18 protein-coding genes are annotated in these 21741 nt (G+C 69.1%); 4 read left to right on the forward strand and 14 right to left on the reverse strand.

From position 1 onward, the window contains the following. Positions 1–3: 3 nt before the first annotated feature. On the reverse strand, positions 4–1539 hold the full coding sequence (locus tag FKQ52_RS02710) for a bifunctional diguanylate cyclase/phosphodiesterase (protein ID WP_168196773.1): 1536 nt from the start codon (positions 1537–1539) through the stop codon (positions 4–6). A gap of 351 nt (positions 1540–1890) precedes the next feature. Here FKQ52_RS02710 and FKQ52_RS02715 point away from each other — a divergent pair, with 351 nt between their 5' ends. Both FKQ52_RS02715 and FKQ52_RS02720 read left to right on the forward strand, forming a co-directional pair. Next, a complete protein-coding gene (locus FKQ52_RS02715) occupies positions 1891–4194 on the forward strand; it encodes a TonB-dependent siderophore receptor (RefSeq protein ID WP_141625763.1) in 2304 nt (767 codons plus the stop codon). A gap of 108 nt (positions 4195–4302) precedes the next feature. Then, positions 4303–4980, forward strand: coding sequence for a Fe2+-dependent dioxygenase (locus tag FKQ52_RS02720; protein WP_141625764.1), 678 nt, complete (start codon positions 4303–4305; stop codon positions 4978–4980). Between the two features lie 204 nt (positions 4981–5184). On the opposite strand, the gene FKQ52_RS02725 is transcribed toward FKQ52_RS02720, so the two are convergent. From FKQ52_RS02725 to FKQ52_RS02760, 8 genes are all read right to left on the reverse strand, one after another. Beyond that, entirely contained in the window at positions 5185–6546 is a 1362-nt protein-coding gene (locus tag FKQ52_RS02725) for a sulfite reductase subunit alpha (protein ID WP_240811720.1), read from the reverse strand. Beyond that, positions 6543–7547 carry an FAD:protein FMN transferase gene (locus FKQ52_RS02730; protein ID WP_240811721.1) on the reverse strand — a complete coding sequence of 335 codons (1005 nt, stop codon included), beginning with the start codon at positions 7545–7547 and terminating at the stop codon, positions 6543–6545. The genes FKQ52_RS02725 and FKQ52_RS02730 overlap by 4 nt, the downstream gene beginning before the upstream one ends. Before the next feature lie 86 nt (positions 7548–7633). Further along, positions 7634–8434, reverse strand: coding sequence for a DUF4198 domain-containing protein (locus FKQ52_RS02735; RefSeq protein ID WP_141625766.1), 801 nt, complete (start codon positions 8432–8434; stop codon positions 7634–7636). Between the two features lie 12 nt (positions 8435–8446). Further along, the gene (locus FKQ52_RS02740; protein ID WP_141625767.1) at positions 8447–8953 is read right to left on the reverse strand and encodes a DUF2271 domain-containing protein; all 507 of its coding nucleotides are present in this window, start codon (positions 8951–8953) and stop codon (positions 8447–8449) included. Positions 8954–8974: 21 nt separating this feature from the next. Beyond that, positions 8975–9628: a PepSY-associated TM helix domain-containing protein gene (locus FKQ52_RS02745; protein ID WP_141625768.1), complete on the reverse strand. Its 654-nt coding sequence runs from the start codon at positions 9626–9628 to the stop codon at positions 8975–8977. Between the two features lie 53 nt (positions 9629–9681). Next, entirely contained in the window at positions 9682–11703 is a 2022-nt protein-coding gene (locus FKQ52_RS02750) for a TonB-dependent receptor (protein ID WP_141625769.1), read from the reverse strand. Positions 11704–11744: 41 nt separating this feature from the next. Then, positions 11745–13352 carry an ATP-binding protein gene (locus tag FKQ52_RS02755; RefSeq protein WP_141625770.1) on the reverse strand — a complete coding sequence of 536 codons (1608 nt, stop codon included), beginning with the start codon at positions 13350–13352 and terminating at the stop codon, positions 11745–11747. Between the two features lie 109 nt (positions 13353–13461). Beyond that, positions 13462–14853 carry a Mur ligase family protein gene (locus FKQ52_RS02760; RefSeq protein ID WP_141625771.1) on the reverse strand — a complete coding sequence of 464 codons (1392 nt, stop codon included), beginning with the start codon at positions 14851–14853 and terminating at the stop codon, positions 13462–13464. Between the two features lie 170 nt (positions 14854–15023). On the opposite strand from FKQ52_RS02760, the gene FKQ52_RS02765 reads away from it, so the two are divergent. Next, positions 15024–15845, forward strand: a complete 822-nt coding sequence (locus FKQ52_RS02765; protein WP_141625772.1) for an LD-carboxypeptidase — start codon at positions 15024–15026, stop codon at positions 15843–15845. Between the two features lie 248 nt (positions 15846–16093). Further along, entirely contained in the window at positions 16094–17044 is a 951-nt protein-coding gene (locus tag FKQ52_RS02770; protein WP_141625773.1) for a retropepsin-like aspartic protease, read from the forward strand. 95 nt (positions 17045–17139) lie between these two features. Here FKQ52_RS02770 and FKQ52_RS02775 read toward each other — a convergent pair whose 3' ends face one another. The 5 genes from FKQ52_RS02775 to FKQ52_RS02795 all read right to left on the reverse strand — a co-directional run bounded on the left by FKQ52_RS02775 (position 17140) and on the right by FKQ52_RS02795 (position 21673). After that, positions 17140–18399, reverse strand: a complete 1260-nt coding sequence (locus tag FKQ52_RS02775; RefSeq protein ID WP_141625774.1) for a glutamate-5-semialdehyde dehydrogenase — start codon at positions 18397–18399, stop codon at positions 17140–17142. After that, positions 18396–19529: a glutamate 5-kinase gene (gene proB, locus FKQ52_RS02780; protein WP_141625775.1), complete on the reverse strand. Its 1134-nt coding sequence runs from the start codon at positions 19527–19529 to the stop codon at positions 18396–18398. Before proB ends, FKQ52_RS02775 begins: the two co-directional genes overlap by 4 nt. 59 nt (positions 19530–19588) lie before the next feature. Beyond that, entirely contained in the window at positions 19589–20437 is an 849-nt protein-coding gene (locus FKQ52_RS02785) for a neutral zinc metallopeptidase (protein ID WP_141625776.1), read from the reverse strand. A 79-nt stretch (positions 20438–20516) separates the two neighbouring features. Beyond that, positions 20517–20912 carry a hypothetical protein gene (locus FKQ52_RS02790; RefSeq protein ID WP_141625777.1) on the reverse strand — a complete coding sequence of 132 codons (396 nt, stop codon included), beginning with the start codon at positions 20910–20912 and terminating at the stop codon, positions 20517–20519. A 110-nt stretch (positions 20913–21022) separates the two neighbouring features. Then, positions 21023–21673 carry a methyltransferase gene (locus FKQ52_RS02795; protein WP_141625778.1) on the reverse strand — a complete coding sequence of 217 codons (651 nt, stop codon included), beginning with the start codon at positions 21671–21673 and terminating at the stop codon, positions 21023–21025. Positions 21674–21741: the final 68 nt, after the last annotated feature.

Consider the following 21741-nt stretch of genomic DNA (forward strand, 5'->3'; position numbering starts at 1 on the left):
GCGTCAGTTCCGCGCGGCGATGGCGTCGGTCTCGGCCGATGGACCGTTCAGGCGCTCGATCAGCAGGTCCAGCGGCCTGGGGCGGCCGATCAGATAGCCCTGCGCCATGTCACAGCCCATGCCGCGCAGCAGGGACAGGGCGGTCGGCGTTTCGACGCCTTCGGCGGTGATCTTCAGGCCCAGACCGTGGGCCAGATCGATGGTCGACTTGACGAGCAGGGCGTCGCGGCCGGACTGGTCCATGTCGAGCACGAAGCTCTTGTCGATCTTCAGTTCATCGGCCTGGATGCGCTTCAGATAGGTCAGGGACGACAGGCCCGAACCGTAGTCGTCCAGCGAGATCAGCACCCCGGCGGCGGACAGGCGGTCGATGACGGCCAGGGCGCGTTCGGGGTCGTGCATGACCGCCGTCTCGGTGATCTCGAAACACAGGCGTGCGCCGGAGGCGCTGATCTGCTCCAGCGCGAAGTCGGCGAAGCTGTCGTCGGACAGCAAGCGGCCCGAGATGTTGATCGAGACGATGACCTCATGCCCGGCGGCGGCCATGACGGCCTGATCAAGAATGGCCTGACGCACCACCCATTCGGTCAAAGGGCGGATGTGGCCGGTTTCCTCGGCCATGCTGACGAACAGGTCCGGCGGAACCTCACCCCGACGCGGGTGTGTCCAGCGGGCGAGGGCCTCCACACCGGTAATACGCTCGGCGCGGAAGTCGTATTTGGGCTGATAGGCCAGAGAGAACTCGCCGTTGTCGAGCGCGGCCATCAGTTCGGAGATCAGGGACAGGTTCCCGGCCGGATCACCGTAGGCGGCGGCGTCGAAACCGGCGGCGGAACGGCGTAGACGGCGGGCGCGCTCGACGGCGATGGCGGCCCGGTCGACAGGGGATGTCAGATGGGCGCCGGTCTCGCCCCTGTGGGCGACCCCGGCGGTCAGGGCGATGTCGACGGGCGCGCCGGAGACATCGAACGGGGCGCGGGCGGCGTCGGACAGAGTGGTGGCGATGGAAAGAGCTTCGTCCTCATCCTTCGCGACGACGACGAGGCCCAGCACGGCGGCGCTGACGCGGGATATGGAGGCGCCGGACAGGGCGGCCAGACGGCGCCCGACAGCATTCACCAGACGGGCCGTGGCGTCGTAGCCGATCGCGTCCCGGACCACCTCGAAGCGGTCGATGCCGACAAGGATGACCCACAGGCCGTCCTGCGAGGCGGCCAGACGCTCCAGCGCCAGCCGGTTGGGCAGGCCCGTCTCCTGATCATGCAGGGCGATGTGGGTCAGTCGCTCCTCGCGGTCGCGCACGTCGCGTATCATGGTCCTGAACCCGATCAGCAGGACGATGAGGGCGACCACGGCGAAGGACAGGCCGCCAAACACCGCCGCCTCATGCGGCTTCATCGCGTCGGTGATCGGATGCAGCAGGGGCAGGAGCAGGGCCGAGATCAGCAGGGCCGCCCCGAACAGGCCGGCGCACAGGATCGCCAGCCGTGTCCGGACCCGACCGAAGCGCGGCAGGCGTGGCAGGGCCGGGGGCGGCATCAGCGCGTCTCCGGTCGTTGCTGGAGGCGGGATGTGGGGATGCGCGGGCGGTCGGCGGGGCCACGCCCGATCCGGGTCGACCAATACTGGCAGACGGACCGCGATTTCACGCGCCCAATCTGCTCGATACAGGTGAATCCTCCGTAAAGCGCTGTTCCGCAAGCGGAATGCGAGGCAGACGCAATCGCGAGCGACGGCGCGGCGATTGTCGGGGGACATTCCGTCACCTTGACGCGCCCTCGGGACACTCGACGAATTTTGAGAATGCGTCTCAAAAATGGTTGCGATGAGGAGGGAAGATGATATTGCGACCCGCTCGCAGAGATCATTCCCCTCCCCGGAACCGCTCCCATGACCAACCGCGCCGATGCGCTTCGTTCGCTTCTTTTCGCTTCCAGCGCCGCCGGCATGCTGCTGGCCGCCGCTCCGGCCCTCGCCGGTGATCCGGTGGTCGAGACGGCCGGCCCCCAGCAGGATCGCGAAGCGACGACCCTGGGCACTGTGACGGTGACGGGCGAGCGCGCCCGCCGCGAGCCGCAATCGCCCGAGTTCGTCGCGCCGCTGGTCGATACGCCGCGTTCGGTCACGATCATTCCGCACCAGATCATCGAGCAGACCGCCGCGACGTCGTTGCAGGACATTCTGCGCACGTCGCCGGGCATCACCTTCGGCGCCGGCGAAGGCGGTCAGCCGCTGTCGGATCGTCCGTTCATCCGCGGCCAGTCGTCGGGCAACAATATCTTCGTGGACGGCATCCGCGACACCGGCGGCCAGCAACGCGAAGTCTTCAATCTGGAGCAGGTCGAGGTCATCAAGGGGGCGGACTCGGTCTATTCGGGCCGCGGCTCGGGCGGCGGGTCGATCAACCTGGGCTCCAAGGTGCCGCGCCTGCAGAATTTCAGCCGCTACAGCGTCGGTCTGGGCACCGACAGCTATCTGCGCGGCACGGTCGACCAGAACTGGGCGCTGACCGATAACTCGGCCCTGCGCCTGAACCTGATGGCCGCCGAGGGCGACGTCCCGGGCCGTGACTCGGTCGATTACGACAAGTGGGGCCTGGGCCTGTCCTATGCGATCGGTCTGGGTCAGGCGACGACCCTGACCGCCAGCTACTATCATCTGGATTCAAACCAGATGCCTGACTACGGCATCCCGCTGTTCACCAAGATCGGCACGCGCACGACCGACAGCGGCATTCTGGATGTGCCGTACAGCAGCTTCTACGGCCTGTCAGACCGCGATTATCTGAACAATACGGTCGACAGCTTCACCGTCGCGGTCGAGCACCGGTTCAGCGAGACCCTGCGCATCCGCAACGTGACGCGCTACTCCGAGACGCTGAACGACTACATCGTCACGAACCCCGGCGACGGCGGCGCGGCCCAGTTCGTGGCGGGCGAATGGTGGATGAAGCGTGGGACCAAGACGCGCTGGAACCCGGTCGACACCCTGGCCAATGTCACGGACCTGACCGGCGCCTTCTCAACGGGCTCGATCCGCCACAACTTCAATGTGGGTCTGGAGCTGGCCCGCGAGAAGAACCGCAACGCGGCCTATTCGACCTACACCACGGCCGGTTCGGCCTGCCCGGCGGGCTTCGTGCTGACGACCGCGACCCTGAACAGCCTCGGCGCCGGCGACTGCACCCGCGTCTATGCGCCGAACACCGGCGACTCATGGACGGGCGTCATCAACCGCGGCCCGACCAGCCAGAGCACGACCGAGACGGTCGGCGTCTACGCCTTCGACAGCATCAATCTGACGGATCGCCTGATCCTGAACCTGGGCCTGCGCTGGGACAGCTATTCGGTCGAGGGCGTGAACCGCTCGGCCACCGCGACCGCCGGCGTCTATGGCGCTGTCACCGAGACACAGACGCCCTCGGCGGACTGGGACTTCGTCAACTACCAGATCGGTCTGGTTTACAAGCCGACCAGCAACACCAGCGTCTATGCGTCGTATTCGACCTCCTCGACGCCGCCGACCATCGCCGCCGGCGACCAGAACACCGCCCCGACCGCGGCGCAGTCGATCCTCGATCCGGAAGAGACCACCAGCTACGAGATCGGCGCCAAGGCCAGCCTGTTCCATGACCAGCTGCAACTGAGCGCCGCGATCTTCCGTCTGGACCGTGAGAACGCCGTGACCCAGACCACGCCGGTCGTGGTTCAGGACGGTGAGGTGCGGGTACAGGGTCTGGAGCTGGGCGTGTCGGGCAACATCACGCCGGAATGGCAGGTGTTCGGCGGCTACACCTGGATGGATTCGGAGCTGATCAAGGGCGCCCTGACCACGGGCGGTCTGCCGAACCCGCTGAACGGTCAGCGTCTGGCCAATACGCCGGAGCATTCGTTCAGCCTGTTCACCACCTATCGCGTGATGCCGAAGCTGAGCCTCGGCGGCGGGCTGTACTACGTCTCCGACAGCTTCGGCGGGAACCAGGGCGGCGCCGGCGGCGGCACGAACCGGATCTATGCGCCGGAATACACCCGCGTGGACCTGTTCGCCTCGTATGAAATCAACGACACGGCCTCGCTGCAGCTGAACATCCAGAACGCGGGTGATGAGGAGTACATCATCCGGACCAACGGCGTGCACCACGCCGATGTGGCCCCGGCTCGTCAGGCGCTGCTGACGCTGAACCTGCGCTACTAGGCCTAACGGTCTTCTGGCGTAGAACCCGGGGGGTTCAGGTGTCTTCCCTGATGACCTGATCCCCCGGGTTTTTCCGCGTCCGGAGACAGGCGCAACAAGGAGGCGGCCATGCTGCTGCACATTCCCGAAGTGTTCACCAAGGCCGAGGTCGCGGCCCTGCGCGCGACGCTGGACAAGGGCCCCTGGGCGGACGGCAACGTCACCTCGGGGCACCAGTCGGCGACGGCCAAGGTGAACCAGCAACTGCCGGAAGATTCGGCGGAGGCGCGCGAGGTCGGCGGGCTGATCCAGCAGGCGCTGAACGCCAATCCGATGTTCGTGTCGGCGGCCCTGCCGCACACGGTCTTTCCGCCCCTGTTCAACCGCTATCAGGGCGGGGAGCATTTCGGGGTGCATGTCGACAATGCAATCCGCCAACGCGGGAACACTCGCATCCGCAGCGACCTGTCCTGCACACTCTTCCTGTCCGAGCCCGAGGACTATGACGGCGGCGAGCTGATCATCGAGGAGATGTACGGGCCGCAGTCGGTGAAGCTGCCCGCCGGCGATCTGGTGCTGTATCCGTCCAAGAGCCTGCACCGGGTGACGCCGGTGACGCGCGGGCAGCGGGTGTCGAGCTTCTTCTGGCTGCAGAGCCTGATCCGGGATGACGCCGACCGCGAGACCCTGTTCCGACTGGACGTCGCGATCCAGCGCGTCAGTCTGGACAAGGGGCCCAAGGATCAGGCCGTGCTGGAGCTGACGGCGGTCTATCACAACCTGATGCGCCGCTGGGCGGAGGTGTGAGGGGGCGGCTGGCTCGGGCGGTGGTGCGTGGACGGCAGGCGCCGTGCGGGCAAGTGATTAGTGGTTAGTGATTAGTGGTTCGCGGCGTCACGGGCTGTTGTCGTCCTGGAACCGGCTGCAGGCCCAGCCACCCACTAATCACTAATCACTAACCACTAGTCACTTTCCGGGCTCACTGCCCGCCGTCCAAGCGCGGTCAGGGCGTCAGTAGACATCCCGCCGATACCTGCCCGCTTCGGTCAGACCCAGCAGGCCCTCGGCGCCGATGACGGTTTCTAGCGCCTCGTGGACGCCTTTGGACATCCCTTCAAGGCTGCCGCAGACCATGATCACGGCTCCGCGTGACAGCCAGTCCTTGAGCGCGCCAGCCTGTTCGGTGATCAACGTCTGGACATAGCGGCCGTCCCCTGCGTCGCGCGAGAAGACGCGATCAAGGCGGGTGAGCAGGCCGGAGGACAGCATCGCTTCCAGTTCATCGTCCAGCAGGGCGTCGTGGGCGCGGGTGCGCTCGCCGAACATCAGCCAGGCGCCGCCGTGGGCCTGACCCTCGCGGGCCTTGAGGTGGGCGCGCAGACCGGCCAGACCCGTGCCGTTGCCGATCAGGATCAGGGGCGTGGCGGCGTCGGGTCCGTGGAAGCTGCGGTTGACACGGATGCGCATGCCGACCTCGGCGCCGGGCTGGAGGTCGCCCGTCAGCCAACCGGAGGCCAGGCCGGGCGTGCCGTCCGGACGGGTCATGCGGCGGATGATGAACTCGGCCCGGCCGGCGGAGGGCAGGGAAGCGACGGAATACTCGCGGCTGCCCTGAGTGGGGTCGGGCAGGCCGATCTCGGCGATGTCGCCCGCGACCCAGTGGGGCGTGTGATCGATGGGTTCAAAGGCCAGCAGATGGACCTCGCCGCCGGGGCTGCCGGGGTTGAGCAGGCGGCGCTCGACCAGCCGCCAGCGGTCATAGGCGGGCGGCGTCCAGTCGGCCTGAACCGTCGAGCCGGTGATCAGGCCCAGCTGATGCTGCCAGTGGCGGACGGCGCCGGTGTCGCCGTTATCGACCTCGACGTGATCGAACAGGGGTTCGGCGCCCGAGCGCTTCAGCCAGCTGTCCAGCGCGCGGCCGAAACCGCAGTATTCGGCGTAGGTGCTGTCGCCGAGCGCCAGCAGGCCATAGGACAGGCCCGACAGATCGGCGGGGGCCTTCATCACGGTGCGGACGAACCACGACATGCTGTCGGGGGGATCGCCCTCGCCGGTGGTGGAGGCGATGACCAGCAGGCGTCCGGCGGCCTTCAGCTCGGCGGGTTCGAGATCGCCCAACAGGACCACGCGTGCGGGCGTTCCGGCGTCGGACAGGCTTTTGGCCGTCATCCACGCCAGTTCCTCGGCCAGACCGGTCTGGCTGGCGAAGGCCACCAGAACGGTGTCGGCGCCGTCCGGGCCGGACAGGGCCGCGGCCTTGCGCGCGGCGGCGCGTCTGGCCAGCGCGCGGGTGACGATCACCGCGAATATGCTTAGCAGCCACAGGCCGACCGCGACGGCGGCCCACATCAGACGCACGGGATCGGTGGTCACGCGCCCTCTTCCAACATGGCCCGGAAGGCCGGAGTGACGGTTTCAGTGAGCGCGCCGTCGGCGCCGCGCACGACGAAGGCGGCGGCGATCTTCATGTCGGTGGCGAAGGCCGGGCCTTCTGTCGGGCCCATGACGGTCAGGGCCGTGGCCATGGCGTCCGCATACATCGCGGTGTCGGTCAGTACGGTGACCCCCGCGACGCCGTTTTCGATCGGGCGACCGGTGCGGCCGTTGAGCGTGTGGCTGTAGCGGCGGCCTTCGACGGCGTAGCCGCGGACCCAGTCGCCGGAGGTGGCGACGGCGAGGTCGAACAGGGCGACGACGGTGCGAGGCGCGGGGGCTCCCGGCGGCTGTTGCAGCTCGACCCACCAGGGGTGGCCGTCCGGCTTCACCCCGCGACCGCGCAGTTCGCCGCCGATCTCGACCAGATGATGCCCGGCGCCCATATCGGAGAGCACTTCGGACAGGCGGTCGACGGCGTGGCCCTTGGCGATGCCGGACAGGTCGAGCTTCAGCCCGCCGATCTGCTGGACCGCGCGACGGTCGCGATTGAGGCGCAGGCGGTTCCAGCCGGAGACGGCGGCAGCGGCGGCGATCTCATCGTCGGAGGGAAGAGGGGAGGCGTCGGCGGGACGCGGACCGGGCGGGCCGAAGCCCCAGACATCGACCAGGGCGCCGAGGGTCGGGTCGACCGCGCCGTCGGTGTCGTCCGCCAGATCGAGCGAGCGGGTCAGCACCTGCCAGAAGGGTTCGGACACCGCCCAGAAACCTTCAGGCGCGGCGTTGAAGCGCGCCAGTTCGGAGCGACTGTCCCAATGGCTGAACAGGGCGATGAGTCGGGCCAGTTCCCCGTCGATGGCGGACTGGAAGGCGGCGCGCTCGGCGCCGTGCGGCGGGACCAGACGGACGGACCAGTCGGTGCCCATGGTCTGCCCTGCGAAATCCCAGATCAGGGCCGACGGCGGACGGGCCGGGGCGCGACCGTGGGTCGGGATCAGCACCCTGTTCGCAGGGCGCGGAACAGCATCGCCGCCCACGATGATCGTGGGCGGCGCGCTGTGGCGTGAGAGGGGGCCTCCCGGACGGGTCAGGGCAGGACTTCCAGGGCGCCGTTGTACTGGGCGTTGGCGGCCATCTGCCCGCCTTGGGCCGCGGTGCGGACCGAGGTGTTGATCCAGTACATGCCGGCCTCGGGCCAGGTGACGGTGAAGGAGCCGTCGGCGCCGGTGGTGACGGTCATCTCTTCGGGGTTGTCGCGGTAGCGGGTGCCGCCGCGCGCGATGGTGACTTCCTGATTGGCGACGGGCTGGCCGTCACGGATGAATTTGAAGGTGGCGGCCTCACCGGCGGCGAGGGCGTTCGGGTGGGTCACCGGGATCAGCTCGATGCCTTCATTGGTCGGAGCCAGCGCGCCGGTCGAGGTGGCGCCGAGGGTGACGAAGGTCTCGATGCGGCTGTTGTTGCGGGTGGCGACGACGTCGGTGGCGTCCGCCGGAATGTTGGCGGCCATTTCAGCCTCGGTCCCGCGCCAGCGCTTCTGCTCACCGCCCTGTTTGTAGCTGACGATCACGCCGCCCATGACGTTGGCGACACGATAGGTGCCCTGCTGGGTCAGGTGCAGGTCGAAGGTGGAACGGTAGCGGGCGCGGCCCATGTTTTCGGCCTGAACGGTTGAGCCGTCCGGGGCGGTGATGGTCAGGCCGGACAGGTTCATCGCGGCGTGATCGGGAATGAAGACGCCGTTGGACATGCCGGCGTCGAAGCCGACCCAGGCCTCGGCGCCCGAGAGCGAGGTCGAGGTCGGGGCCAGCCAGGCGCGGTGAGCCTGGGCCGAGAGCGGCAGGGCGAGGGCGGCGAGCGCCGCGATGAGAGCGAGGGACTTCTTCATGGCAGGCTTCCTTTAGCGGGTGACGGCGACGGTGACGGCGCCGAGTTCACGGGTCCCGGCCGCGCGGCCGGTGTTGGGAGCGCCCCAGCGGAAGGGGACGCGGACAGCTTCACGCCCGCCGAGCTCGCGGGCGGCCTCGACAACGATCACATAGTCGCCGGCCGGCAGGTCGCGCAGGCGGGCGGCGGGGATGCGGACAGTGTGCGTGCCGGGCGCCTTGGTGGCGCTGGAGACGCCGTCGGCGGGCAGGTTCAGCGATTGGCCGCCCCGACGCCACCAGGTGCGCATGTCCTTCAGCCAGTCCTTGCCCTCGCGGACGTTGGAGACCTCGTACCAGACGGCGAGGGTGCGTACGGCGGTGTTGTCCGGGCGCTCGATCCAAACCGCGACATAGGGACGGTGATAGGCGGCGACGCTGAGGGTCGGGATCTGGACGGTGACGTTCAGATCGGCGGCAAGGGCCGGGGTCGCGACGGCGGCGGCTGCGGCGGCGGTCAGGGCGATAGGCAACTTACGCATGATGAGGTCCGGGGGAGGGCGTCAGTGAATGAACAGAAGGGCGATGATGACGGGGATCAGCAGGCCGAGACCCAGCAGAGGCCAGGTCGAGGGGCGCTGCTTCGCGTGCATCCAGGTCAGGGCGAAGCCGGTGACGGCGAAGATGATGCAGGCGGCGGCGAAGATGTCGATGAACCAGAACCAGACCTTGCCCGCGTTCCGGCCTTTGTGGAGGTCATTGAGATAGGCGATCCAGCCGCGGGTGGTGCGCTCGCGCGAGGCTTCGCCGGTGGCGCGGTCGATCGTCAGCCAGCCGTCGCCGCCGGGCTCGGCCAGGGCGACGTAGATTTCATCGACCGTGGTCTCGGTCGGGCGGCCGTCGATCTTCACCTTGAAGGCGTCCCGCGCCCAGCGAGCGACGGCGTCGGGGACCGGATCGGTGGTCTCTTCCGGAAAGGCGGACAGGCGCTCCAGCAGGGGCGCGGGCAAGGTGGCGGTGGCGGTCGCGGTGACCGGCTCGGCCGGGATCGAGGCGGCGTGGTTCAGGGTGATGCCGGTGACGGCGAACAGCATCAGGCCGATCAGGCTGACGGCCGCCGAAATCCAGTGCCACTGGTGCAATTGCTTCAGCCAGAACGACCGGGTGGCGTTCAGGGCTTTCCTGGGCTTGGGAGCTGTCGCGGCGGCTTCGGTCACGAGCGGTTCATGCCGAAATTGAGAACCGTTTGCAAGTCGTCCCGTGAGGCCGTTCAGCGCGACAGTCTGACGCCCACGCCCAGGGTCCGGGGCGGGGCGTAGCCGGCGACGCCGGTTCCGGTTTCGGACACCTCGACTTCCGCATCGAACAGGTTGGCGGCGCTGACCCAGAGGGTGGTCGTGTCGTTCAGGCTCCAGTCGGCGCGCAGATCGAGGGTTCCGCCCGCCTCCAGCACGCGGCTGTTCAGGTCGTCCTCGAAACGGTCGCTCTCCCAGCGGGCGTCGGCGGCGAGGGTGAGGCGGTCGGTGGCCCGCCAGTCGAGACCCGCGACGGCGCTGAAGCGCGGGGCCTGCGCGGGACGCAGGCCGGTCAGTTGGGGCGCGGCGGTTCCGCCGTCCACTTCGGCGTCGGTCAGCGACAGGGCGGCGCGCAGGGTGAGGGCTTCGGTCAGTTCGAACCGGCCATCCAGTTCAATGCCGACGGCCTCGATGGTTCCGGCATTCTGGCGCTGGCGCAGGACGCCGCCCGCCGGGACGAAGCCTGCGCGGGGGAAGGTGGCAGGGCCAGCGCCGATGGTGACGTTGACTATGGCGTCGTCCAGCCGGGTCCAGAAGGCGGTGGCGGTCAGGGACGCGCGACCGCCGGTCCAGCTCCAGCCCGCTTCGGCGCCGGTGACGGTCTCGGGTTCGAGCGCGGCGTTGGCTTCGGTCAGGTCGTTGCCGACGCGGAACGGGCGGTGGAGCTCATTCAGGGTAGCGGGGCGGAAGCCGGTGTACGCGGCGAGGCGAAGTGCCTGTCCGTTGCCAATGTCGCGGCGGACGCCGAGGCGGGCGCTGACGACTTCGCCGGATCGGTCGGGATCGGTCTCATCAAGCGTGACGGCGAGGGTCTGGCGGTCGCGCTCGAAGCGATGGCCGTCGGTGTTCTCCCAGCGATCGGCGCGCAAGCCGCCCGCGAACAGCCAGGGGCCGGTCGTCCACGAGCCCTCGGCATAGGCGCCGACGACGGAGGTTTCACCGCCCGCGATGCGGTCGCGGGTGAACTGGCCGCCCATGTAGCGGAACATCTCGCGAGTCTCGCCGTCGGCGAAACGGGCGTCGGCGCCCAGTTCCCATTCGAAGCGACCGATGCCGCTGACGAGAACCCGGCGCAGGGCGGCGTTGACGCCCCAGCCGACGGCGGGCGTCTCGAACTGGTTGTTGGCCGGTGTTGTCGTGGCGCGGTCGGCGGCGACGGCGACGGAGGTGTTGGCCAGATCGCTTTCGCGCCGCCAGACCTGTAGCCGCCAGCCGGGTCGGTCGGCGTCGGGCTGGACGGCGGCGGTGGCCGACAGGGCGTTGCCCGAGGCGGTCGAACGCGCCCCCGCGAGACCCGAGCCGCGATCCTCCTCGAAGGCGGAGGCGCGCAGTGACACCGTGGCGGGACCGACGGGCAGGTCGGCGCGGACGGAAGCGGCCTGAACCTCCAGATCTAGCGGGGTGTCGGCGGCGCCGGCGGCCGCGCCCCGTACAGGGACATAGCCGTCGCTGGTCTCGTACAGACCCGAGGCGACGACGCGCGCCGGGCCGAGATCGGTTGCGCCGGAGGCCGACAGGCGGGCGCCGCCGCGTTCGGCGATTGAGGCGTCGACGGTCCAGCCCGTGTCCCGCTCACGCAGCTGGATCACGCCTGTCAGGGCGCCCGCGCCGTAAGGACCGGCGCCGGCGCCGCGCACGATGTCGAGGGCGGACAGGCTTTCCGTCGGAAGCTGGGACCAGATCACCCATCCGCCGAAAGGATCGTTCACCGGCACGCCGTCCAGCGTCACCAGCGTCCGGCCCGCGCCCGAGGGGGCGATGGCCCGCAGGCTGATCCCCTGTGTCGTCGGATTGGCCGCGAGGCTGGAGGTGCGACGGAACAGGGAGACGGCGGGGACGGAGGACAGCGCCTCGTCCAGCCGCTGCTCGACGCGCAGGTCGCGTTCATCGAGCCTGATGACGGCGAAGGCCGCCTCGCCCGCCGCCGGGGGCAGGCGCGCACCGGTGACGACGATTTCGGGCAGGTCGGTCGGGGGAGGCGGGGGCACTTGCAACATCAAGCGGGACAATACCTCGATCCGCGTGGGGTTGCGTCCTGTTATGCGGCCCGCGCCGCTTGACCCTCCGGTGTGGCCGACAGGACGCGGCGAATGGCGTCGAGCAGAACGTCGGGCTGGATCGGCTTCTGGGCCACGCCGTCCATTCCGGCGGCGAGATAGTCGGCCTCGTCGCGCGGATCGGCGTTGGCGGTCAGGGCGAGAATGGGCAGGGCGGAGACCGGGCCGGGCAGGGCCCGGATCAGGCGCGTGGCCTGAACCCCGTCCATCACCGGCATCTTTACATCCATCAGGATCAGATCGAACCGGCCCTGCTGGACACGGTCGACGGCTTCCTGACCGTTCTCGGCGGTCTCGTGGGTGCAGCCGAAAAGCTCCAGCACCTTGCCCGCGACGAAGCGGTTGGTGGCGTTGTCGTCCACGACCAGCACATGCAGGGTCTCGTGCGGGGTGGGCTCGGCGGGCGTGCTGTCGGCGGCCATCTCCGCCTTGGCCAGCGGCAGGCGCAGGTCGAAGGCGAAGCGGGCGCCGCCGCGAGGCGAGCGCTGGACGCCGATGTGGCCGTTCATCCGCTCGACGATCTGGCGGCAGATGGCGAGGCCCAAGCCGGCGCCCGCGCCCTCGCGACCGGCGCGGCCGGTGTTGAACGGATCGAAGATGGTGGCCGCGGTGTCCTCGGCGATGCCGGGGCCGCTGTCGTCCACGGTGACGGACAGGTGGGCGTCGGCGCCCTCGGCGCGTGCGGTTATGTGAACGGCGACCTCGCCCGCGGGCGTGAACTTGATCGCGTTGCCGATGAGGTTGTTGAGCAACTGCTTCAGCCGGACCTCGTCGGCATCGACGCAAGGAGCGTCGGCCAGATCACAGGCGACCGTGAGGGTCAGGGTCTTCTCCGCCGCGCGGGGCTCCCACAGGGCCTTCAGGTCGCGGGCGACGGCGTCCAGCGAGACGACCCCGGTTTCGAAGGTCATCAACCCCGCCTCGGCGCGGGACATATCCAGTGCGTCGGTCAGCAGGCGCAGCAGGCTCTGGCCTGAGTCCAGAATGGTGCGGACGTAGGGGCGCATGGCGTCCTGCGTCAGTTCGCGCTCCATCAGGGCGGCGACGCCCAGCACCCCGTTCAGGGGCGTGCGGATCTCGTGGCTCATGACCGCGAGGAACTCGGACTTGGCGCGGCTGGAGGTGCGGGCCTCCTGCTCGGCGCGGGCGAGATCGCGGGCCAGCACGCTCATGGCCTGGGCGCGATTGCGGTGGATGGCGCTGCCGGCCTGCAGCAGGTGAACGCCCGCGCTGACACCGACATAGCGGCCCTTTGACACTACGACGAAGCCGTTGAGCAGGGCGCCGAGGTTGCCGGCGTCGAGCGTCTCGAACAGGGTTTCGGCGTCCGCGTCGGCGTCGAGCACCCGGGGCGACGGGTCCATGAAGCTGGAGGCCGGGCGGCGGGCATAGAGGGCGCGGCCGAACTCGGCGGCCATGCGCAGGGTGAAGGCGTTGCGCTCGACCAGTCCGACAGGACGGCGCTCGGTGTCTATGACCGCGATGGCGAGGGTGTCGGGCTCGCGCTCGAACCGTTCGAAGACGTGCGCGCCCGGGGTGTCCGGCCCTATGGGCTCGGCCTCGCTGACGAAGTCTCCGATTCTGGCCATTCACGCGCACTCCTGAACGGAGGCCGGGATAGGGGCATCCACTTAATACCAGCTTTGCCGTGCGTGAATGTTTCGAGATATTCTCTTGAATATCAGTCCGTAAGCGGACCTAAAGTCTCTGGAGCAGGTTCGCAGCGAAGGTCGAGAGGGTGTCGTCGCGGGCGCCCATGACGATGACCCGGTCGCCGGGACGGGCCAGCTCGACGATACGGTCGCCGCAGGCGTCGCGGGTGGAGAGGGCCTCGGCGTTTCGACCGGCGGCGCGGACGCCCGACGCGATGTCCTCCGACCCGACGGACTTGTCGGTGGTGCCGCCGTAATAGACGGGCTCGGGCATCAGCAGCACGTCGTCGGGGCGCATCAGGCCGACGAAGGTTTCGATGAATTCGGACTGCATCAGCTTCAGGGGACCAAAACCGTGCGGCTGGAACAGGATCAGCAGTCGGCCGTCGAAAGCGTGAAGCGTCTTCAGGGTGGCGGCGATCTTGTCCGGGTTATGGGCGAAGTCGTCGATGACGGTGACGTCGTTCGCGATCCCGACCACCTCCATCCGGCGGCGGATGCCGGAGAAGGTCTCCAACGCGGTGACGGCCTCGGCGAGAGGCACGCCGAGCGCGCGCACGGCGGCGAGGGCGGCCAGAGCGTTGGCGACATTGTGGGCGCCGGGGACGTTGAGAATGGCGCGCTGCATCGCGACGCCCCGCTCCGCCAGGTCGAAACTCATGCCGGTCGGTTGCGGCGTCAGGCTGGAGGCGTGCAGATCGGCGGTGGCGTCGCTGAGGGAGAAGGTCCAGACCTTCTCAAGCGGAAGGGCCTGGGCGAGAGCCGCGGTCTCCGGATTGTCGAGGTTCAGCACGGCGATGTCGGCGCGGTCGGTGAAGCCGCCGAACAGCTCGCGCAACTCCTCCATCGACTTGTGGTCGAGCGAGATGTTGGAGACGACGGCGACGGTCGGATCATAGCGGGCGATGGAGCCGTCGCTTTCATCGACCTCGGACACGAACAGGTCCGGACCGCCGATCAGGGCGCTGGCGAAAGGGTGATCCGCGTCGGCGAAATTCTTCATCACGGCGCCGTTCATGACGGTCGGCTCGCGACCCGCCTGATGCAGGATCCAAGCGATCATGCCCGTGATGGTCGACTTGCCCGAGGTGCCCGCCACGCCGATGGAGGCGGGGGCGGCGTTGAACAGTTCGCTGAGCAGTTGGGGCCGGGTCTTGATGGTCGCGCCGACGGCCTTCGCGGCGCCGATGTCGGGGACGGTGTCCTCGACCGCGCCGGTGGCGACGACGATCTGGTCCGCGCGGGTGACGCCGGAGCCGTCCTGCGGATGCAGGGCGACGCCGTGGGCTTCGAGCCAGGCGAATTTCTCGGGCGTGCGGCCCTGATCGCGGGACCGGTCAGAGCCCTCGATGCGATGGCCGCGCGCCTGCACGATCATCGCCAGCGGCAGCATCCCGGAGCCGCCCACGCCGCAGAAGAAATAGTCGTCCTGAGTCATACGACGTGACTAAGCCCCTTCCCATCGAGGGGGAAGGGGTTGGGGATGGGGTAGAGCCGCTATCGGGACCGGGTTGGCGCGAGAGGCTTGGGAGCCTTGCGCGCTCAGGAGAGGGCTTTTGCCGGGGCGGGCGTCGTGCAAAGACAGGGCTTCAAGGAAGGTTCGCAACTGTGAAAATCGGCATCGTCAACGCCAGTTCGCGCTTCTCGAAGGAGCGGGGCGAGGCCATCGAGGCCTGGTTCGCCGCGAATGTGCCGGACGGGTCGATCAAGATCGTCTTCCACCCGGCGGTGTTTCAGAAGCACGGTCATTTCGGCGGGGATGACGCCACGCGCGCCAACGCCTTTGTCGAGTTCGCCAATGATCCGAGGCTGGATGCGGTGTGGTTCGCGCGCGGCGGCTATGGTTCGTGCCGGATCGCGGAGGCGGTGCTGCCGCGCCTGACCGATGTGTCTCGGGGCAAGCGGTATCTGGGTTACTCCGACGCGGGCAGTTTGCTGGCGGGGCTCTACAAGGCGGGCTTCCCGCATGTGGCGCACGGGCCGATGGCGTCGGACTCGGTGCGCCATGACGAGACGGCCTGGCGAGCGTTGAACTGGCTTAAGACGGGAGCGTCGTCATCGTGGGAGCCGTCGCTGCACGAAGATCCGCGTCCGGCTGTGGCGTTCAACCTGAGCATTCTCGACGCCTTGGTCGGCACCTATCTGGAGCCGGACCTGACCGGTCATGTGCTGATGCTGGAGGACGTGTCCGAGCCGCTGTACCGGATCGACCGCATGATGTTCCACCTGACCAGCCAGCCTTCGATCCGCAAGGTGGCGGGCATCCGGCTGGGGCGGGTGTCGGAGATCGTGCAGAACGACCCCGATTTCGGCCTGACCGCCGAGGAAATCACCCGCTACTGGTGCCAGCGGTCGGGAATTGCTTACCTCGGCAGCGCCGACATCGGGCATGACGGCGCGAACAAGGTGGTGCCGTTCGGACACCGTTAGGACACATTTTCTTCGCCAACCCCGCGAAGGCAGTGGACAGCACCCGGCCGGGTGGGCATTTACAGTCTGGTAACCCTGTGGTCCCGGATCCGGGGTTGGCGGGGGTTCGGGGATACCGGCCTCGCGGGCGGGCCGGTCAGCGTCGGGGGGCGCTGACCGGTTCGTCGTCCTCAGGATCACCGACACTTCTGTCATACGCGACGTCTCGCCGCTGGCGTCCTGTGGCCACACACGCCATCTTGGCGGCGATGAACCGTCGTAGCCTTCTGATCCGCGCCGCCGGGCTGCTCGCCGTCGCGGGCGGCGCGTGGTGGGCGAAGGATCATCTGTTGTGGCCAAAGCCGGAGCTGGTGTTCGAGGCCGACGGGGCCACGATCTGGATGCCCTATGGCCGACCGGCCCCGACGCCTACCGTCGCGGTGAAGATCGAGGGGCGCGAGGTGCTGGCCCTGATCGACAGCGGCGCCCAGTATTCGGTCATCGACAGGGCGTTCTTCGCCGGACTGCCGAACGAGGGGCGGCGATCGTTCGACATGCCGCTGCTGGCTTACGGCGTGGGCGGCGGCACGCAGGTGGGGCGGGGCGCATCGGTGGATCTGGAGTTGCCGGGGCTGTCGATCCGCAAGCTACGGGCGGCGATCCTGGATCTCGGGCCGCTGGCCGCCGAGACCGGGCTGCGGACGCCTCTGATCATCGGGCAGGATGTGCTGGGCGAGGCCGTGCTGGCGCTGGACCCCGCGCGGCGATACGCGCGGCTGGTGAGACGTGACGCCTTCGTGCGACCGCCGGACCTGATCGAGGCGGCCGTGCACCGGCAGGGCACGGCGCTGGCCGCCGATCTGACGGTGGAAGGCGCGACGGTGCGCGCCATCATCGACACGGGCGCTTCATCCCTGCTGGGGCTGAGCCGGGACGCCGCGACGACGGCAGGACTGCTGGACGGTCGTCCCGAGCGGTCCGGCGTCAGTCTGGTGCTGGGCGGCTCGATGCAATCAACGATCGTCGAGGCGCGGACGGTGACCTTCGCCGACCATCTCTATGAGCGGGTGGACGTCGGCGTGTTCGATCAGCCGCCCCTGCCGAACTTCCCCGGCGGACTGGTCGGGATGGAGGCGTTCCGGGACCGCCGGGCGGCGCTGGACCTCGGCAAGGGTACGCTGCACATCGAGCGCCCGCTGGACCTGACCATCGGGATGTAGGGCGTGGGGTGTCGGGTGTAGGGGATGGGGTACGAGACAAGAGGCCGGGGGCGCTGGCTTCCACAGACCACACCCCACACCCCACACCCCACATCCTACGCCCTGATCTGCCCCGTCCCGCGCACCACATATTTGTAGCTGGTCAACTGCTCGGCCCCGACCGGGCCGCGCGCGTGCAGGCGGGAGGTGGCGATGCCGATCTCGCCGCCGAAACCGAACTCGCCCCCGTCGGCGAACTGGGTCGAGGCGTTCCACATGACGATGGCGCTGTCGACGGCGTTGAGGAAGGCGGCGGCGGCCTCCGGATCTTCCGTGATGATCGCCTCGGTGTGGCCCGAGCCGTGGCGGCGGATGTGATCCACCGCGTGAGGCAGGTCCTCGACCACGCGCACAGCCAGGATCGGCGCCAGGTATTCGGTGGTCCAGTCGGCCTCGGACGCCTCGGTGATGGAGGGGGCCAGCGCGCGGCTTTCCTCATCCCCGCGCAGGCTGCACCCGGCGGCTTCCAGGGCGGCGGCGAGGCGGGGCAACAAGGCGGGCGCGCAGGTCCGGTCGATCAGCAGGGTCTCGGTGGCGCCGCAGACGGAGACGCGGCGCATCTTCGCGTTCACCAGCACGGCCTCGGCCATGTCCGGGTCGGCGGCGGCGTGGACATAGGTGTGGTTCACGCCCTCGAGGTGGCCGAGCACGGGCACCCGGGCCTCGGCCTGCACGCGGGCGACCAGGCTCTTGCCGCCGCGGGGGATCAACAGGTCGATGGCACCCTCCAGCCCCGTCAGCAGGGCGCCGACGGCGGCGCGGTCCGGGGTGTCGATCAGCTGGATCGCGTCGGCGGGCAGGCCTGCCGCCTCCAGCCCCTCTGCCATGGCGGCGTGGATCGCCAGCGAGGACGACAGGCAGTCCGATCCGCAGCGCAGCAAGGCGACGTTGCCCGAGCGCAGGCACAGGGCGGCGGCATCCGCCGTCACATTGGGGCGGCTCTCATAGATGATGGCCAGCACGCCGATGGGGGTGGAAACGCGGGCGATGTCCAGACCGTTGGGGCGAGACCAGCGAGCGGTCTCGCGCCCCAGCGGATCGGGCAGGGCGGCGACCTCGTCCACGGCACGGGCGGTGGCGTCCAGACGGGCGGGGGTGAGCGCCAGTCGGTCGATCAGGGCCTCTGAAAGGCCGGTCTCGCGGGCGCGGGCGATGTCCTCCGCGTTGGCGGCGAGAATGCGTTCGCCGTGGGCGCGCAGGGCGACGGCGGCGGCCTGAAGCGCGCGGGTGCGGGTCTCCGGCGTGGCGAGACGGATCAGGTCGGCGGCGGCGCGGGCGCGGCGGCCACGCTGGAGCATGTCTTCGGCGAGGGTCATGCCGCGCCCTCCAGAACCAGATCGTCGCGGTGGATGGCGACCTGCGGCCCCTTGTAGCCCACCAGTCCCTCGATCTCGCCGGTCTGGCGGCCCCGGATCAGGGCCATTTCCTCGGCTGAGAAGGCGGCGAGACCCACGGCGGCGCGGGCGCCGTCGGGGGTCACGACCAGCACGCTGTCGCCCCGGTCAAACCGACCCTCGATCCGCTGGACGCCCGAGGGGAGCAGGCTCTTGCCGGCGCGCAGGGCGGCGACGGCGCCGGCGTCGACGACCAGCCGACCCGCCGGATCGACGCTGCCCGCGATCCACGATTTCCACGCCGCCATGGGGCCGTCCGGGGCCGGAATCAGGGTCGCCTTCGCACCGTCCAGAACGGCGGCCAGCGGGCGATCAGTGAGACCGGAAGCGATGACGGTGGCGCAACCCGCCGAGCGGGCGATACGGGCGGCCTCCAGCTTGGTCCGCATGCCGCCCGTGCCGACCGAGGCGGAGGCGTTGGCCTCGCCCGCCATGGCCATGACCTCGGGGGTCAGGGCCTCGACCAGCGGCAGGTGGGCGGCGTCAGGGTGGCTTCGCGGATCGGCGTCATAGAGGCCGTCGATGTCGCTGAGCAGGACCAGCAGGTCGGCGCGCGCCAGCTGCGCCGTGCGCGCCGCGAGACGGTCGTTGTCGCCATAGCGGATTTCCTCGGTGGCGACGGTGTCGTTCTCATTGACCACGGGAACGGCCTTGAGGCGCAGCAGGGCGTCCAGCGTCGAGCGGGCGTTCAGCCAGCGACGGCGGCGCTCGGTGTCATCGCGGGTCAGAAGCACCTGTGCGGGCGTCAGGCCGTGGGGCGACAGGGCGGCCTCCCACGCCTGCATGAGCAGGGACTGACCGGCGGCGGCGGCGGCCTGTTTCTCATCCAGCCGGGCGGACTTCGAAATGCCCAGACGGCCCCGGCCCAGCGCCACGGCCCCGGAGGAGACGACGATCACCTCGACGCCGCGCGCGCGAAGGTCGGCGATCTCCTGCCCCAGCGCGGCCAGCCGTGGGCCGTTCGGTCGCCCGCCGTCGATGAGCAGGGCGGAGCCGACCTTGAGGACAAGGCGGCGGGAGGCGGCGAGGGCGGAGGCGGCGGAGGAGGTCACGGCGAGACCTTGCCGCGCCGGGTGCGCCGCAACAACCCGGTTAGAGATTCCGGCCCCGCCTAAAGGTTCTGGAACGTATCGCAGGCGTTCGGATCGCCGGTCTCATAACCCCGGCGCAGCCAGGTCATGCGTTCGGCGGAGGAGCCGTGGGTGAAGCTGTCCGGCGACACCTGACGGCCCGAGCGGCGTTGCAGGGTGTCGTCACCGATGGCCGAGGCGGTCTTGAGCCCCTCTTCCAGATCGCCCGCGCTGAGCGTGACCTGTCCGCCGGAAGCGGCGGAGGCGTTGGCGGCCCAGACGCCGGCGTAACAGTCGGCCTGAAGCTCCAGCGCGACGGAGTACCGGTTGCCCTCGGCCTCGCTGCGCGCGCGCTGCTGGGCCTGCCGTACCTGATCGGAGGTTCCGGTCAGGGTCTGGATGTGGTGGCCGTACTCGTGGGCGATGACATAGGCGCGGGCGAAGTCGGCGCCGGAGGCCCCAAGCTGGGTCTCCATCTCCTGCCAGAAGGACAGGTCCAGATACACCTTGCGGTCAGCGGGGCAGTAGAAGGGTCCCATGGCGGATTGGCCCATGCCGCAGCCGGTCTGGGTGCCCTGTTCGTAGAGGACGACGGTGGGCGGCTGGTAGCCCTGCAGCTTCGAGCGCCAGACGTCGTCGATATTGGCGCCGATGACATCGACGAAGAGGCCGGCCTGATCCGCTGGCGTGCCAGCCTTGCCTTCCTGCTGACCGATGCCCGTGCCGAGCTGGCTGGTGATCTGCTGGGTGGTTTCGGGCGGGATGCCGAAGACGAAATAGCCGATGGCGGCCAGAACGAGCGCGCCGATGCCGCCGCCGGCCATGCCGACCGGGCCCATGCCGCGCCGGTCCTCGATATTGCCGCCGCGGCGGCCGCCTTCCCAACGCATGATCAATCCTCCCTCGCCTCAAACCCGAGCGAAGCCGTAACGCGGTTGCGATGCAAGGGATGCCGCGAGGGCGGGCCGATTAATTCGGTCGGCGGTCCAGCCAGGCGTCGATCTCACCCACGCGCTGTGAGGTGGTCTCGCGGCGTTCGCCGGCGGCCTGACGGGCGGCGCGTTCCTCCTCCGGCGAGCGCAGGGCGGGCGGGGCGGAGGGGACGTAGGGGTCGACGGTGCGCCGGTTCTGGAGATCGAGCTGGTTCTGGCGGGTCTGCAGCTCGAGTTGGCGAGCGGTGGCCTGACGCTGCTCGTTCTGCTGACGCAGGCGATCCATTTCATAGCGATGCTGATCGGCCTGATAGCGGTGCTGGTCCCAGGTCGAGGGCGCGGTCGGCAGGCGAGCAGGCGCGATCTGGGCGTGGGCCGGTGCGGACAGCAGCAGCGGCGTGACGAAGGCGGCGAGGATCAGGGCGCGGGTCATGGACGGAAGATGGTCCCGAAGGGGGCTGTCACCAAGCGTGACCGGAACCGGAAGCGGCTCTTTCCGGCGCTCGATCAGCATAATCCATTTCTGCCTGACGCCCCAGTGGATCAGGCCAACGCCCACACCGCCGAGCGCTTGATCTCCTGATCCTCCAGCTCGCGGGTGGTCGGCACCCGGTACTCGGCCAGGAAGTCGAGGCCGGACTGGGGGAAATAGGTGCGGCCCGGATCGCCGATCAGGACGCGGGTTCCGTTGGCGCGCGCCTGCGCCAGCCAGTTCAGGACCCGTTCGCTCATCGGCTTCTCGTAACAGACGTCACCCGCACAGATCACGTCCGCCGGGGGTGGTGGAGCGTCCAGAAGGTCGCGGTCGGTGAAACGCAGCACGACGCTGTTGGCTTCTGCGTTCAGGGCGACAGCCGCACCACAGAAGGGATCGATGTCAGTCCCCAGAACGGACGCGGCGCCGGTCTTCATGGCGGCGATGCCGACGAGGCCCGAGCCCGTCGCGAAGTCCAGCACGGTCTTGCCCGCCACCTCCGCGGGATTGTCGAGCAGCCAGCGCGCCACGGCCTGTCCTCCGGCCCAGGCGAAGGCCCAGAAGGGAGGCGGCAGCCCCATTTCGCCCAATTCCTCCTCGGTCAGCCGCCAGATTGGAGTGATCTCATCGGCCAGCCATAGCGAAATCTCCGGCGCATGAGGCACGGGCTGCAATCGCGTGTTCTCGAGGATGAAGGCGGTCGGGTCGGTGATCAGCATCGACGCCCTCTAGCACGAGGCTAGGCGTGGAGCCGCGCGACAGTCGCTCCGGGCATGTTTTTGCGAAG

The organism is Brevundimonas sp. M20 (assembly GCF_006547065.1).
Lineage (GTDB): Bacteria > Pseudomonadota > Alphaproteobacteria > Caulobacterales > Caulobacteraceae > Brevundimonas.